We start from the raw sequence: 13,299 nt of genomic DNA, 5'->3' as shown, positions 1-13,299 counted from the left end.
GGGTTACGAATCCTGACTCTATGAGATCAGCCGACGGTGATGGAGTCGAGCTTCTCCCGCAGGTACACGTGCGAGTCGACCGGCGGGTACGCCACCCGGCCGACCGGTTCCGGTACGGACTCGACGAGCGTGCCCGGGGTGCACTCGCCGAAGTAGACGAGGGACATCAGCTCCTCGCTGGGCGCGTCCGTGGGCGGCGGCAGCACCCGGTGGCGTCCCGAGCGCCACCGGTCGCCGGTCCAACGGGCCATCAGGTCACCGATGTTGATGGTGAAGGCGGCCGGGTCGTAGGGCGCGTCCTCCCAGCCGCCCTCGTCCGTGTACACCTGCAGCCCGCCCTTGCCGGCCTGCCGGTCCAGGATGGTCACCGTCCCGAAGTCGGTGTGCGGCCCGATCCGGAACTGGCCGGGCTCGGCCTCGCCGATGACGTCCGTCCCCGGGTACCAGTTGATGTTGAAGCCGTACGTCGGATGGTCCATGTGCCGGGAGAAGAAGTCGGGTTCGAGCCCGAGCGCGTACCCCAGCAGGGACAGCAGCTCCTTCTCCAGCCCGGCCATCCGGTCCAGGTACTCCGCGCAGAGCGTGCGCAGTTCGGGGATCTCGGCCGGCCACACGTTGGGGGCGTACCACTCCGCGTTGACCACCGGGTCGTCGAAGGGCTCGTGGGTCGCGAAGGTCAGCGACTCCTTCAGGTCCGGCGGGGTCTCGGTGCCCTCCGAGTAGCCGTTGGCCTCCGCCTTCGGGCCCAGCCACCCCCGTCCGCCGACCTTCGCCTCGTACGCCGCCTTCACCTCGGCCGGCAGCGCGAAGAAGGCGCGGGCGGCCTGCCGTACGGCGCCGCGCAGCTCCGGGTCGACCCCGTGCCCGGTGACGAGCAGGAAGCCGGCGGTCCGCAGGGCCGCGTCGACGGTACGGGCGATCTCCCGCCGGCCGTCCTCGTCACCGTCGAGCCAGGGGCGCAGGTCGATCGTCGGGATACGGGGGCTGGGGCTGTCGCTGTCACTCACCGATGTCCTCGTTCCACAGGGCCGGGTTGCTGTTGATGAAGTCGCGCATCAGGCCGGTGCACTCCGGGTCGTCCAGCAGGACGATCTCCACACCGTGCTCGGCGAGCCAGTCGTGTCCGCCGTGAAAGGTGACCGCCTCGCCGATCACGACCCGGGAGATCCCGAACTGGCGGACCAGTCCGGAGCAGTACCAGCAGGGCGACAGGGTGGTCACCATGGTGGTGCCCCGGTACGTCCGCTGCCGTCCGGCCGCGCGGAAGGCGGCGGTCTCCGCGTGCATGGACGGGTCGCCGTCCTGCACCCGCCGGTTGTGCCCGCGGCCGAGCAGTGCGCCGTCGGCGCCGTAGAGCGCGGCGCCGATCGGGATACCCCCCTCGGCGAGCCCGGCGCGGGCCTCGGCGACGGCGGTGGCGAGCCAGGTCCGGTCTTGCAGCTGATCCATGTCTTCCACTCTCCTGTGGCCGAAACACGAGGGCAACGTGCGGAAAGTACCCTCCGGGCAACCCGCGGCCGGACGAAATGTCAGCGCCGCGTCCAGCGCCCTGGAGGTCCCCGTGCCCGCACTCACCCTCCGTGAAGTCCTGGCCCTCGATCCGGTGCGGGCGGCCCGCCCCGAGCTGCTCGCCGGGGAGGGCGCCCTGGACCGCCCCGTGCGCTGGGTGCACTCCAGCGAGGTCTACGAGGGCGCCAACTTCCTCGACGGCGGCGAACTGCTGCTCACCAACGGCTTCGGGCTGACCGACGCCGACGACGAGATCCGCCGCCGGTACGTCCGCGAACTGGCCGCGCGCGGTGCGGCCGGGCTCGCGGTGGAGATCGGCCGCTCACTGCCGACCATGCCCCCGGAGGTGGCCGACGAGGCCCGCCGGCTAGGCCTGCCGCTGCTGGCCCTGCACCGGGTGGTGCCCTTCGTCCGGATCGCCGAGGCCGCCAACCGCGCGATCGTCGCGCGCGGACTGTCCGGGCGGTCGGTGGCACGGCCCTGGGGCGACGACCACACGGCGGCCCTGCTGGCCGACCTGGCCGACCGCGCCGCGCTGAACCAGCCGGAGGTGGAGGCCCGTTCGGCGCTCGCCGGGTTCCATCCGGGGCCGGGGGCGCGGCTGATCGGGGTGTCGGTCCACGGCACCCGGGAGACCGGGGCCGTGGACCAGGCGGTACGACTGCTGGGCGGGGCGGGCGTGATGCGCGCGGCCTTCCCCGGCGACGTCCTGGCACTGCTCGCGCTGCCGGGCGACGGGGGCCGGGGGCGATGGCGGGGTGTCGCCGCCGACGGGGGGCATGCCGGTGTCGGGCGTGCCGGCGTCGGACAGGGGGGCGTCGGGCGGGGTGGCAGGGGTGCCGGTGCCGGTGTCGACGGTGGTGTCGGCTTCGGTGATCCCGTCCGTGCCGTCCAGGAAGCCTTCCGCGCGGTCGCCGGTCCCGGGCTCACCGTCGCCGTCGGACACGCCGTCGAGGCGGCCGGCGGCTGGCTGCACTGGAGCGAGACCCTGCGCGCGGCCCGGACCACCCTCGAACTCGCGCTCACCGTGCCACCCGCCGAGCCCGCCGCCCCCGAGGGCCCGTCGGTGACCTCCGCCCGCTCCCTCGCCCTGGAGCGGGAGCTGACCCGGGGCGGCATCGCCGCCAACCGGGAACGCCTCGCCGCCCTCGTCCGGCACACCCTCGGCCCGCTGCTCGCCTGGGAGGCGGCCCACCCCAGCGACCTCGTACGGACCCTGGAGGTCCACCTCCGCCACGGCTGCTCCCCGACCCGCACCGCGGCCCTCCTCCACATCGGCCGCCAGTCCCTCTACCAACGCCTGCAGCGCATCGAGTCGTTGCTCGGCCTGGAGATCGACGACCCCGACCTGCTGGGGGAGTTGCTGCAGGCGGCCTGCGCGCACCGGGTCGTGCGGGGTTTGGGGGCGGCCCGGGTGCCGGGGTTGCGGACGGTCGCCTGAGCCGTGTCGGCGACCCGGCCACCTAGCGCAGGGTGACCTGACTCGGCCCGTTGAAGGGGGCGTAGCACGTCACCGTCGGCGGGGTGCGCAGGGTGTCGTCCTCGGTGAACAGCTCGCGTACCGCCGCGAAGGACACCTCACCGGCGACCACGGGGGCGACCCGGTCGTAGAACCGACGGACCTCCTCCGGCAGCGGCTCCCCGAACTCTCCCCCGTCGTCTCCCCAGACGTCCCACAGCAGAGTCTCGGTCCTGTTCAGCATGGCGAGGTCGAGGCGGATGTTGCCCGCCACGAACCGCTCGCCCCAGAACGGGCCGTCCTGCGGCGGGTGCAGCCCGAAGGTCTTCTGGTCCGCGGCGCCCTCGCGGATCGCCTGCCACGCCCTGCCCGCCACCAGGAAGCGGTCGCGGGGCACGTCCATGGGGTCGAAGTCCGCGTTCCAGCCGGCGGTGATGCCGGGGTCCGTGAGCTGGGCGTCGGCGAGGAGCCAGCCCCGTGTCCCGTCCCAGTACTCGGTGACGACGTGGTCGAAGTGGAAGCCGTCGCCCGTGAAGTAGTCGGCGAAGCCGGAGCGGATACGGGCGGGGACGCCCGCGTGCCGCAGGAACGAGCAGTGCAGCAGCGAGAAGTCCCGGCAGGTCCCGACGAACCGGTCGCCCACCTCGCGCCGCCTCCCCAGCGGGGCGCCGTCGCGCTCCACGAGGATCCGCAGGACGTCGTCGATGTAGCGGGTCTCGGCGTCGTTGTGGAGGCGGTCGGTGGGGTGGGTGTGGCCGAAGAGCGGGCCCTCGACCCGGTGCACCAGCAGGTCCCTCGAGATGCGGGCGAGCCGGGCGGGGTCTCGTGGCAGGTCGGCGTAGAGGTGGGCGAGTTCGCCCGGGGTGGAGAAGGCGCTGTGTGCGGCGTAGAAGTCGAGTGGATCGAGGGACACGGGTGGCCTCCCCATGCGTCATCGGCCACATGTTCGAATGCGGTCGCCGGGCCACACCGTGTCAAAATTCGCCGCGAATTGTCCAGCGGGGCGGTCCTCACCCGTTCGGGGCCGTGTCGAGTGGCACATGAAGGCATCCGGGTGCGCGGACCGTGGCGCGCGCACACGCTGGGAGCGTGGGTCACGGGATCAGCGGTGAGGGCGATGATCGTAACGATGGTGTCGGTGCCGGACGGGGGCACGACGCGTGTCTCCGTGCCGGAGGCGCGTCGGCGGCTCGCCACGGACCGGTTCCTGCTCCTCGGCGTCGAACTGCCCGAGACGGAGGGCCCGGAGGATGAGCCGGTGGTCCGCCGGCTCGGACTCGACGACGAGGACCTGGAGTGGTTCGGCAGACAGGGCGCGTCCCCGCGGGCCGAGTTCCTGGGTGAGTTCGCCGGGTTCGTCGTGCCGGTGGTCCATGGCGGCCAGGTCGCCCAGGTGCACGCCCTGGCCTCGGAGCGCTTCCTGGTGATCGCGCACTGGGGCCACCGGATCGGCCTGACGGCGGACCTCACGGCGCAGGTGCGGCGGGAGCGGCCGCACGACGCCGTGGCCGCGCTGTTCCTGCTGCTCCAGGAGGCACTCGCGACGTTCCGCCGCGCCGCGGTGGAGTCGCTGCTCCAGGTGGAGGAGCTGGAGGACGCCATGTTCCAGGGGCGGCGCCCCGAGCAGGTCTACCGGCTGTCCCAGCTGCGCCGCCGTTCCGCCGTCCTGCACCACGCGCTGCTGCCCTACCTCCAGGGCGTCGACGAGGTGATCACCCGCAGGATGATGAGCCGCGACTTCCCGCTGGAGCGGCAGCGGGTCGCCCAGGAGTTCCAGCGGGCGGCGCGCCTGGTCCTCGCGGACATCGAGTCCCTCCAGGACGCCACCCGCCGGGCCTTCGCCAGTTACGGCTCCCTGGTCGCGGGCGAACAGAACGGTGTGATCAACCGGCTGGCCATCGTGTCGGTGATCTTCCTGCCGCTGTCGTTCCTGACCGGGTTCTTCGGCATGAACTTCACCTTCCTGACGAACAGGCTGGAGACCAGGGACGAGTTCTGGCTGCTCGCGGTGGGGCTCCAGCTGGTCGCCGTGGTCGGCTCGATGTTCCTGCTGCACCGTAGCCGGATCTGGCGGCGGCTGCGGGACGACGAGTAGGCGCTCCGCTGGGAGGGCCGGGGTGGGGCGTCGGTCTGGTGCGGGCCGGTGGGGGCTGGTCGCGCAGTTCCCCGCGCCCCTTCGGGGGCGCTTCCAGCGAGGGCGCTGTCAGCGTGCCCGCTTGCGCAGGGCCGCGTACAGCAGCGCGCTCAGCGCGAAGCCGACCACCGGGGTGATGTCGCCGAAGGACGGCCAGTGCTTCGGGACGTATCCCACGTAGTCCTCCTGGTTGGAGAAGAGCGGGACGGAGACCGCCACGCCGATCAGCAGGGCCGCCAGCCCCGGCCAGTTGGTGAAGGTGCGGTCGGCCAGCCGCGCGGCCAGGTCCTCGTCCGTCGCCGTACGGCCCTGCAGCCACCGCTCCACCAGGACCACGCCCAGCCAGGGCGCCACCCAGTACGCGATGACCAGCAGGAACCCCTCGTACGCCGCGCCCGCGTCGTCCAGCGAGGCCCAGGCCGCCGCCGTACCGGCGATGCCCGACACCACGACCAGGGTGCCGCGGCTCAGCCAGGTGGGGAGCTTCAGGCCGAAGGACGCGATCGAGATCGCACCGGAGTACACGTTGAGGGCGTTCGCCGAGACCCCGCCGAGCATGATGGCGATCAGCACCAGGTCGCCGAGCCAGCCGGGGAGATGACCGGTGAAGGCGGCCGTCGGGGTGGCGTCCTTCGGGGCGATGATCGTGGCCGAGGCCGCGCCGATGACGGCGACGATCGAGACGGAGACGAACAGGCCGACGGCCGGCCACAGGACCGTCTTCACCTTGTCCGCCGTACGCGGCAGATAGCGCGAGTAGTCCGTGGCGTACGGGTTCCAGCCGGCCGCGTACCCCCAGGCCGCGCTGAACGCGAGCAGGAAGCCGCCGATGCCGCCGCCGGAGCCGCCCCCGCCGAGGTCCGCGTCCTTGAACGTCCACACCCCGGCCAGCAGGAAGATCACCGCGAGCGCCGGGAACGCGTACTTCTCGAAGGTGTGCACGAAGTTGTGGCCGATGAACCCGATCAGGATCTCGGCGACCACGACCAGGAGGAGGGAGGGGAGGGGCCGCAGGCCGGTGAGGGTGTTCAGGGCGAAGGCCGCGCTCACGCTGTTCACCGCGAACCAGCCGACGCCCGCGAGCAGGCCGTTGGCGGCGGAGGGCAGGATGTTGCCGAGGTAGCCGAAGGAGAAGCGGCCGATCACCATCTGCGGGACGCCGAACCGCGGCCCGTCCAGGGACAGTACGCCCTGGGTGACCGCGCCGATCGCGGTGCCCAGCAGGATCGCGGCGGTCGCCGTCCAGAAGTCCAGGCCGAAGAAGAGGACCGCGATCACGCCGATGTAGACGGTCGCGAACTCGATGTTGGGAGATGCCCAGGTCCACAGCAACTGGAGCGGGCCGCCGTGGCGTTCGGCGTCGGGGATCGGTTCCGAGCCCGCCGCCTCCACGGCGATGACCCGGTCGCCGTACTCGGGGGCGATGCTGGTGGTGGAACCGGCGGGAGCAGTCGTCATACGTGGTAAGTGTCGGGTTCGCTCCCGGTCCGGCCCAGGGGCGCACTGTCCGCTTCGGACGGCTCACCGGCGTACAACCTGCACGCAGTCGGGGAGCTCCGGAGGACCGGTGTCCTCCGGAAGCTCCCTCGCACGGACCGGTCGGGAACCGACGGGTCCGTCATGTGTCGACTACTGCTCGACCACTGCTCGACTACTTGTTGACGCAGTGGTTGCCGGCGGTCGGGTTGAGCAGGCCGACGAGGTTGACCGTGTTGCCGCACACGTTGATCGGGATGTCGATCGGGATCTGGATGACGTTGCCCGACAGTACGCCCGGGCTGCCGATCGCGGCGCCGTGGGCGATGGCGCCGTGGCCGTCGTCGTCGTGGTCGCCGCCGGCGAAGGCGGCGGTGGAGCCGGCGAGGACGAGGGTCGTGGCGAGGGCGCCGGTGGCGGCGAGGACGCGGATGCGCATGAAAGCCTCCTTGGTGTCGGGGGGATGTGTGACCCAGAACATCCCGCCCGACACCGGACCCGCACGTCCTGCTCGGCCGATCGGCTCAATCCGACGGCCGGACCGGGGCTACGCGGCGAGGCGTTCCGCCAGGTTCTTGCCCTTGGTCGCCGCCTCCTGGAGGGCGCGCTCGCGGGATGCCTCGTAGAGGGGTACGAGCTCGGCCATCGCCGGGACCTGCGGGGCCATGGTGAGCTCCGGCACGATGAAGTCGATCTCCAGGCCGAGCCCCTCGGCGAGGGCCGCGTTCAGGTAGTTCTGGACGTACTCGAACGGCTCACGCGGGGTGCCCGGCGCGTACGAGCCGCCGCGGCTGGCCACCACGGTGACCGGGGTGCCCTTGGCGGACTGGGACTCGCCCGCCGTACGGCCTATCAGGATCACGTTGTCCAGCCACGCCTTCAGCGTCGAGGGGATCGTGAAGTTGTACATCGGGGCGCCGATCAGCACCGCGTCCGCCTGCTCCAGCTCCTCGACCAGCTTCACCCGGTCCGCGAACGCGGCCGCCTGCTCGGGGGTGTGCGTGGCGGGGTCGGCGAAACCGGCGCTGTGGGCGGCCGCGGTGATGTGCGGCACGGGCTCCGCCGCCAGGTCGCGGTAGATCACCGTGCCGTCGGGGTGCTGCTCCTGCCAGGCCTTGCGGAAGGCGTCCGTGACGGCACGGGAGGAGGACGCCGCGCCCGGGAGGAGCGACGAGTCGATGTGGAGGAGGGTGGCCATGGGGGACTCCAGACAACGGATGACGAGCCCGGCGCGGGACGCGAGGGGCTGAGAATTCGTACTCGGCTATAGATAACACAGGTACTTACTTTTTTTCATCCCTGTCCTGTAGTGGCCTGTACCCTGAACGCATGGCGTTGGAGCAGGCCCCTGACCCGGAACAGTGCAAAGGCGTGGACACCGGCATCACGCGCGTCTTCCAGGTGCTCGGAAAGCGCTGGAACGGCCCGATCCTGTCGGTCCTGATGGACCAGCCGGCACACTTCGCCAACCTGCGCCGCGCCATCCCCGGTCTCAGCGAACGCATGCTCTCCGACCGCCTCGTCGAACTCGCCGCCGCGGGACTCGTCCTGCGCGAGGTCGACGAGGGCCCACCGCTGCGGGTCTCGTACCGCCTCACCGCGGCGGGCGCCGCACTGGGCCCCTCGCTCAAGGAACTCCGCCAGTGGGCGACGGTGCACCTGCCCGACGGCCCGTCCTGCTAGCGGGCGGTGGCCTCGGGGCTCGGGGACTGTGCGGCGGCCGGATGATCTGCGTGATCAGGAACTGCCCTGTCCGGAGTCGGTGATGCCCCGCTGCGGCGGATGCGGGTCGCGGCGACGCGGTGGCGCCGACCGGTCCTGGCCTCGCACACGGTCGGCTCCGCGACGAAGCGACCCTGCTGAAGGCTGCCGTCGAGGTGTTCCGGCAGCCCGCGCGTGGCCCCTGCCCTGTCTTCCCGGACCGGTGATCTGTGGCGCTCTGCGACTGCGTACCGCTTCGGGTGCGGGCGGCACTCAGCGCGAACGGCGGCTGCTACTTGTTGCGGAGGGGGGCGATTTGGCCGCGTTGGCGGATGCGGATGCCTGTGGCACTGCCGCTGCCGCTGCCGCTGCCGCTGCCGAAGGAGACTTCCTGCCTTCCGGCCCCAGCGGATGAAGGGAAGCCGCTGCCGCAACGGCCGCGGAGCCGGGTTTGCTGTACCCCTGGATCGCGTCGGCCAGCCGTGCGGGATCGTAGCCGAGCTCTCCGGCCATGGCGACGGCTTCCTTCTGGGCCGTTTTGTCCTGCCTGGCCGCGATGCGCGCTTGCTCATAACGCGCCGCGGCCGTCTGTGCGGTTTCCCGTTCGGCAACGGTCGCCGTGGCCGCCTGGGCCGAAGGCGCGGGTACCCGCGGGGAAACAGAACTCGGCCGCCCCATCTCGATCGTGAGCTGGTGGACCTTCCCCGCCACCCGCAGCATCTTCACCTGAAGCGCTGTTGAAGGGGTCGGTTCCATCAGGTCTTCCAGCTGTCGCTGCGACTGCTCGAGCCCCGTCATCTCTTGTGACCGGCTCTTGAGCATCTGATGCATCTCGCGCTGGGCCTCTGTGGGTGTCAGCCGCCCCACCAACTGGTCAGCAAGCCCCGAGATCCTGTCTGCCAGCTTCTGCATGCCCAGCTGCCGCCCGCGCTCGTCCCCCAGCACCTGCAACCGGACGAGCTGTTCCTCCGGCGATGCTTCCGGTGAGAGCTTCGTCCATTCCCTCCGTCGCCGCAACGAATCCTCGCGCTGCTTCAGCACCTTCTGCAACTGCCCGAAGACCCTGCCCAGTTGCTCATGTGATCGATGTACATCATGTGCCACCGGCGAAGTCATGACAGGCACCGTCCTCTATGTCCACGGCAACGCGTCGCCTGTCCGTACGGTTCAAAAGTCCCGAGTCGGCTGCGATCACGCAGCCGACTCCCGCCTCCGCCCGTCTCGTGGCGATCTTTATGACTCCGCAACAGCGGACCCCATTGAATGACGGCTGCCGGCGCCGAAGGACGGCCCGGCAGAAAGGTCCACGTCATGAAGATCAAGAGCCCTCTCGCCGCGGCCGTGCTCGTTCTCGCCCTGGCCGGTGGCGGCGTGGTATCGCGTTGTCCAGACCTGATGAGGGCAGGACCTCGCGACACCCCCGCGGCGGGTCCGGCAGCGCGTGGAACGGTCCCGCGGGTGCGGGTGCCGGCACCGGAAGGGCGGAGAGGTCAGCTCTGGGCGGTGGGCCGGACGACGATCTCGTTCACGTCGACCGCGGCGGGCTGTTCGATCGCGAACGCGATGGTTCGGGCGACCGCGTCGGGCGGTATCGCGATACGGTCCCGCATCTGCGTGATCTCCGCTCTGACCTGGCTGTTGGTGGACGCCTCGCCGATGCCGCTGCTCGCTCCCGTGATCGCCACCACTTTGCCTGCGATTCCGGACATGAAGTGGTCCTCTCCGTGTGAGGCCGTCGCAAGTGCCGCGGCCCGTGCTCGGGGACCAGTCCCCGGAGAGTCCTGGCCTGGTATCCAGACCGTACTTATTCTGGAACTGAAGGTGCCCTTCGTCATGCCCACGCAACCGGCCCAACGCCGTCAGCTCGGTGAGTTCCTGCGCAGCCGGAGGGAGTTCCTGACCCCTGACGAGGTGGGCCTGCCCCGGACCGGCCGCCGCCGGACTCCGGGACTCCGCCGGGAGGAACTGGCACTGCTGGCCGGGATCAGCGCCACCTGGTACACGTACCTGGAGCAGGGGCGGGAGATCCGCGCCTCCGAACAGGTGCTGAACGCACTCGCCGTGGCTCTGCGGCTCGACCGGCACGAGCGCGACCACCTTCTCTGTCTCGCCGGTCACGCGCCCGCGCCCGAAGCCGGGGAAAGCGAGCCGCTGACGGCCGAGGCGGGTGCCGTCCCGCTGCTGCTCCAGCCGAATCCGGCGTACGTCATCGGCGGCAACTACGACGTGCTCAGTCACAACCAGGCGGCTGACGAGTTGTTCCCGCGGCTCATCACCGAGGAGGAGCGGCCGCCCAAATTCGTCCGCTGGGTGTTTCTCGAACCGGCGGCCCGGGACGTTCTGGTCGACTGGGAACCCGAGGCACGCGGCCTGCTCGGCCGACTACGGGCGCTGGCCGCACGCCATCCCGGCGACCCGCGATACAGCCGACTGATCGAGGAGCTGAACGAGGGCAGCCCGCAGGCACGCGACTGGTGGCCCCGGTACGAGGTACAGGCCCGGCAGAGCGGTCGGAAACGGCTACGGCACCCGCGACAAGGGGTGATCGAATACGCGTACACGGCTTTCCACCTGGCCGAACAGCCGGAGCACACACTGGTCGTCTACTTCGACAGCGGCAAGGCATCAGCCCCGGCAGGCTGAACCACCGGAAAACGTTAACCGCCGCGGCGAACGAAGACCGCCGTCACCTGAGGAGCGCCTCCACGCCGGAAATACCACCATTGCGTCGGGGCCGTTGTCGGCGGTGAGGGCTCGCGGGGGAGGGGGGAGAAGGACGGCCTCGGTTCCTTCGAGGCCTTGGTGGGCGGCGGTGATGCCGGGACGATCGCCGATGAGGTGGTGGCAGGGGCTTTCGGCGGCGCCGGTGGCGGTGGGCTGGCTCGGCGCCGGTGGCGGTGGGTCGGCCGACTTCGAGAGGTCCTCGGCGACCTCGGGGATCGTCTTGTCGGTCTTCGTGACGATCCGTACGGCCTCCGTGCGGAACTCCGGATCGAACTTCCGTCGCTTCTCCGCCATGACTCTCGACTTCCCCTGCCAGTCACGGCCTCCACGCCACGAGGGGAGGGACGCACGTGCTCGACAAGGGCATCGCCCGCACCTGTATCAAGCCCCGCACCTCACGCCTGAACGGCAAGGCCGAACGCTCCCACCGTATCGACGCCGAGGAGTTCTACCGGCTCCTCGACGGCTTCAGCATCGACGACGCCGCAGCCTTCAACGACAAGTTGCGCGAGTGGGAGGGCCACTACACCCACCATCGCCCCCATCGGAGGCCTCGACGGCCAGACCCCCCTGCGAACGCCTCAAGCAGAAGACCACGGCCCAGGCGTATTCACTGATCCTCAGTCATACACCCACAGCACAAGGCCCTGCCATGCCCAGCCCCACCCACCACCCGGCCCGGCTGATGAGCTCATCACCGGAAGGCGCTCCCGTTCAACCTGGCGACGCCGGCCGCGGTGAACCAGATGACGGCGCACGCCGTTGACAGTGGCGTCACGGCTCGTCTCCAGATCGATTGGATGCAAACCTAATGCCGATAACAAGCGAAGAGGAAAGGCAGCAGAGGCAGGAAGAGGCAAAGCAGCGGCACCGGGACTATGGCCGGATGAGGATGCGGGTGCGGAGGAAGGACCCGAAATACCGCGCGGAGCAGAATGGGAAGGATTACACATATAAGAAGGCGCAGAGGGAGGACCCGAAATACCGCGCGAAGGAGACGGAGAGTCAGAGGGACCAGTATCACCGGCGGAAGGAGGCGGCGGAGTCTAAAGCGCGGGAGGTGTATGCCGGCTACCGGCAGTTGAATAGGGGCTGGCCGGCGATGCCGCCGATGGGTTTGAAGGTTGCGGTGCATCCGAACTCGGCCGGACTGAAGGGCAAGAGACCGCAGGTGGTAAGGCTGGATAGGGTGCAGCCGTCCGCCGGACCGTCGGCGGAGTCGAGGGTTCCCACATTCATCGCTGATCCCTGGATGGAAAGGCTGCATAAGGAGCAGCCGTCCGCCGGACCGTCGGCGGAGTCGAGGGTTCCCGCATTCATCGCTGATCCCAAACTCGACCTCAGCAGTGACTACGTTCGGACGTCGCTCACCAAGGGGAAGATGAATAAGGGGAAGATGCGCGAGGGGCAGGTGAGTGAGGGGGAATACGCGGTAGCCGTACAGTTGCGGGATTCCTTCCTGGACGCGGTACGCGTCGAGGAATTCGGAGTGGACGCTGTACCGTCCGCTCACGCTCCCTCCGAGAATCCCGCCCCCGTACCCGTATCCGCCTGGGCCTCCGTCCCGTTCGTCCCCTCGGCGCTGGCCGACGATGACGATGACGATGACGCCGACATGAGCATCCTGGCGGCCGCGGGCAATATGCCGCCACTGGCGGCCGGTCAGCTTTTCTCGGGCGGTGCCGGAACCTACTCGGGCGGTGCCGGAACCTATTCGTCGGGCTGGGGGACGGGGGTGGCTCCTCTGGCGGCTGCTCCTGGTGCGGGGGCAGCGGGGCGGGGCCCGTTCGAGGGGCAGGGATGGTCGGACGGCGGCGATGCTCATGGCGGTCTTGGGTACGGGGGTGATGTCGGCTACGGGCAGCCGGGTGCGGATCCGGTGACCGGGTTGCAGGACCTCGACGGCGATGCCGAGGGGTGGGAGACGGCGTGGAGAGCGGTGTTGAGCGCGCGCCCCGGCCAGGCGCCCGACCTGAACGCTGCCGCTCCGGCGCAGGAGTTTGGCGCGGGACTGGCCGCCACCACGGACGGTCAGGACCTCGAGGGCGATCCCGAGGGGTGGGAGACGGCGTGGAGAGCGGTGTTGAGCGCGCGCCCCGGCCAGGCGCCCGGCCTGAACGCTGCCGCTCCGGCGCAGGAGTTTGGCCTGAACGCTGCCGCTCCGGCGCACGGGTTTGGCGGGGATATGGCCGCCACCACGGCCAGTTTCGGATCCCTGTCACTGACCAGCGGCCTCTCCCCTGACCTCGGGTACGGCCAGGAGCTGTGGACCGACACCCCTCTCTATCCTTCCTTT

General features: G+C 70.4%; 13 protein-coding genes and 2 pseudogenes. 6 read left to right on the top strand and 9 right to left on the bottom strand.

The genetic code is table 11. The annotated features are described in order from the left end of the window. Positions 1 to 26: 26 nt before the first annotated feature. Both AB0D85_RS45375 and AB0D85_RS45370 read right to left on the bottom strand, forming a co-directional pair. A complete protein-coding gene (locus AB0D85_RS45375) occupies positions 27 to 1,007 on the bottom strand; it encodes a 2-oxoglutarate and iron-dependent oxygenase domain-containing protein (protein WP_362334986.1) in 981 nt (326 codons plus the stop codon). Beyond that, positions 1,000 to 1,449 (bottom strand): nucleoside deaminase, encoded by a 450-nt coding sequence (locus tag AB0D85_RS45370; protein ID WP_362334983.1) that lies wholly within the window; start codon positions 1,447 to 1,449, stop codon positions 1,000 to 1,002. The genes AB0D85_RS45375 and AB0D85_RS45370 overlap by 8 nt, the downstream gene beginning before the upstream one ends. A 112-nt stretch (positions 1,450 to 1,561) precedes the next feature. Here AB0D85_RS45370 and AB0D85_RS45365 point away from each other — a divergent pair, with 112 nt between their 5' ends. Then, positions 1,562 to 2,950, top strand: coding sequence for a PucR family transcriptional regulator (locus AB0D85_RS45365; protein ID WP_362334980.1), 1,389 nt, complete (start codon positions 1,562 to 1,564; stop codon positions 2,948 to 2,950). A 22-nt stretch (positions 2,951 to 2,972) separates the two neighbouring features. On the opposite strand, the gene AB0D85_RS45360 is transcribed toward AB0D85_RS45365, so the two are convergent. Then, positions 2,973 to 3,881 (bottom strand): transglutaminase domain-containing protein, encoded by a 909-nt coding sequence (locus tag AB0D85_RS45360; protein ID WP_362334977.1) that lies wholly within the window; start codon positions 3,879 to 3,881, stop codon positions 2,973 to 2,975. A 204-nt stretch (positions 3,882 to 4,085) separates the two neighbouring features. Here AB0D85_RS45360 and AB0D85_RS45355 point away from each other — a divergent pair, with 204 nt between their 5' ends. Next, entirely contained in the window at positions 4,086 to 5,063 is a 978-nt protein-coding gene (locus AB0D85_RS45355) for a CorA family divalent cation transporter (RefSeq protein ID WP_362334974.1), read from the top strand. Positions 5,064 to 5,171: 108 nt separating this feature from the next. Here AB0D85_RS45355 and AB0D85_RS45350 read toward each other — a convergent pair whose 3' ends face one another. The 3 genes from AB0D85_RS45350 to AB0D85_RS45340 all read right to left on the bottom strand — a co-directional run bounded on the left by AB0D85_RS45350 (position 5,172) and on the right by AB0D85_RS45340 (position 7,776). Next, positions 5,172 to 6,560, bottom strand: coding sequence for a cytosine permease (locus AB0D85_RS45350; protein WP_362334971.1), 1,389 nt, complete (start codon positions 6,558 to 6,560; stop codon positions 5,172 to 5,174). Positions 6,561 to 6,753: 193 nt separating this feature from the next. Then, positions 6,754 to 7,017: a chaplin gene (locus tag AB0D85_RS45345; RefSeq protein ID WP_362334968.1), complete on the bottom strand. Its 264-nt coding sequence runs from the start codon at positions 7,015 to 7,017 to the stop codon at positions 6,754 to 6,756. Between the two features lie 108 nt (positions 7,018 to 7,125). Next, positions 7,126 to 7,776: an NAD(P)H-dependent oxidoreductase gene (locus AB0D85_RS45340; RefSeq protein WP_362334965.1), complete on the bottom strand. Its 651-nt coding sequence runs from the start codon at positions 7,774 to 7,776 to the stop codon at positions 7,126 to 7,128. 131 nt (positions 7,777 to 7,907) lie between these two features. On the opposite strand from AB0D85_RS45340, the gene AB0D85_RS45335 reads away from it, so the two are divergent. Continuing rightward, positions 7,908 to 8,261, top strand: coding sequence for a helix-turn-helix domain-containing protein (locus tag AB0D85_RS45335; RefSeq protein ID WP_362334962.1), 354 nt, complete (start codon positions 7,908 to 7,910; stop codon positions 8,259 to 8,261). A 291-nt stretch (positions 8,262 to 8,552) separates the two neighbouring features. Here AB0D85_RS45335 and AB0D85_RS45330 read toward each other — a convergent pair whose 3' ends face one another. Both AB0D85_RS45330 and AB0D85_RS45325 read right to left on the bottom strand, forming a co-directional pair. Next, the gene (locus AB0D85_RS45330; protein WP_362334959.1) at positions 8,553 to 9,395 is read right to left on the bottom strand and encodes a hypothetical protein; all 843 of its coding nucleotides are present in this window, start codon (positions 9,393 to 9,395) and stop codon (positions 8,553 to 8,555) included. A 374-nt stretch (positions 9,396 to 9,769) separates the two neighbouring features. Further along, positions 9,770 to 9,880 (bottom strand): annotated as a pseudogene (locus tag AB0D85_RS45325) (oxidoreductase); the annotation flags it as partial. Between the two features lie 232 nt (positions 9,881 to 10,112). Here AB0D85_RS45325 and AB0D85_RS45320 point away from each other — a divergent pair. Then, complete coding sequence (locus AB0D85_RS45320; protein WP_362334956.1) at positions 10,113 to 10,922, top strand: helix-turn-helix transcriptional regulator; 810 nt, start codon at positions 10,113 to 10,115, stop codon at positions 10,920 to 10,922. On the opposite strand, the gene AB0D85_RS45315 is transcribed toward AB0D85_RS45320, so the two are convergent. Next, complete coding sequence (locus AB0D85_RS45315; RefSeq protein WP_362335286.1) at positions 10,905 to 11,297, bottom strand: transposase; 393 nt, start codon at positions 11,295 to 11,297, stop codon at positions 10,905 to 10,907. The genes AB0D85_RS45320 and AB0D85_RS45315 overlap by 18 nt on opposite strands. Positions 11,298 to 11,353: 56 nt before the next feature. Here AB0D85_RS45315 and AB0D85_RS45310 point away from each other — a divergent pair, with 56 nt between their 5' ends. Both AB0D85_RS45310 and AB0D85_RS45305 read left to right on the top strand, forming a co-directional pair. Next, positions 11,354 to 11,620 carry an integrase core domain-containing protein gene (locus AB0D85_RS45310; protein WP_362334952.1) on the top strand — a complete coding sequence of 89 codons (267 nt, stop codon included), beginning with the start codon at positions 11,354 to 11,356 and terminating at the stop codon, positions 11,618 to 11,620. 194 nt (positions 11,621 to 11,814) lie between these two features. Then, a pseudogene (locus tag AB0D85_RS45305) lies at positions 11,815 to 13,299 on the top strand (hypothetical protein); the annotation flags it as partial.

This window comes from Streptomyces sp. NPDC048277 (assembly GCF_040652235.1).
Lineage (GTDB): Bacteria > Actinomycetota > Actinomycetes > Streptomycetales > Streptomycetaceae > Streptomyces.
The sequence above is the reverse complement of the archived record's forward strand: the minus strand, read 5'-3'. Positions and strand labels throughout refer to the sequence as shown.

Coding starts and splice junctions, on each gene's coding strand:
- AB0D85_RS45345 (WP_362334968.1), bottom strand. CDS start 7,017: ATGCGCATCCGCGTCCTCGCCGCCACCGGCGCCCTCGCCACGACCCTC.
- AB0D85_RS45370 (WP_362334983.1), bottom strand. CDS start 1,449: ATGGATCAGCTGCAAGACCGGACCTGGCTCGCCACCGCCGTCGCCGAG.
- AB0D85_RS45355 (WP_362334974.1), top strand. CDS start 4,086: ATGATCGTAACGATGGTGTCGGTGCCGGACGGGGGCACGACGCGTGTC.
- AB0D85_RS45335 (WP_362334962.1), top strand. CDS start 7,908: ATGGCGTTGGAGCAGGCCCCTGACCCGGAACAGTGCAAAGGCGTGGAC.
- AB0D85_RS45320 (WP_362334956.1), top strand. CDS start 10,113: ATGCCCACGCAACCGGCCCAACGCCGTCAGCTCGGTGAGTTCCTGCGC.
- AB0D85_RS45350 (WP_362334971.1), bottom strand. CDS start 6,560: ATGACGACTGCTCCCGCCGGTTCCACCACCAGCATCGCCCCCGAGTAC.
- AB0D85_RS45315 (WP_362335286.1), bottom strand. CDS start 11,297: ATGGCGGAGAAGCGACGGAAGTTCGATCCGGAGTTCCGCACGGAGGCC.
- AB0D85_RS45340 (WP_362334965.1), bottom strand. CDS start 7,776: ATGGCCACCCTCCTCCACATCGACTCGTCGCTCCTCCCGGGCGCGGCG.
- AB0D85_RS45330 (WP_362334959.1), bottom strand. CDS start 9,395: ATGACTTCGCCGGTGGCACATGATGTACATCGATCACATGAGCAACTG.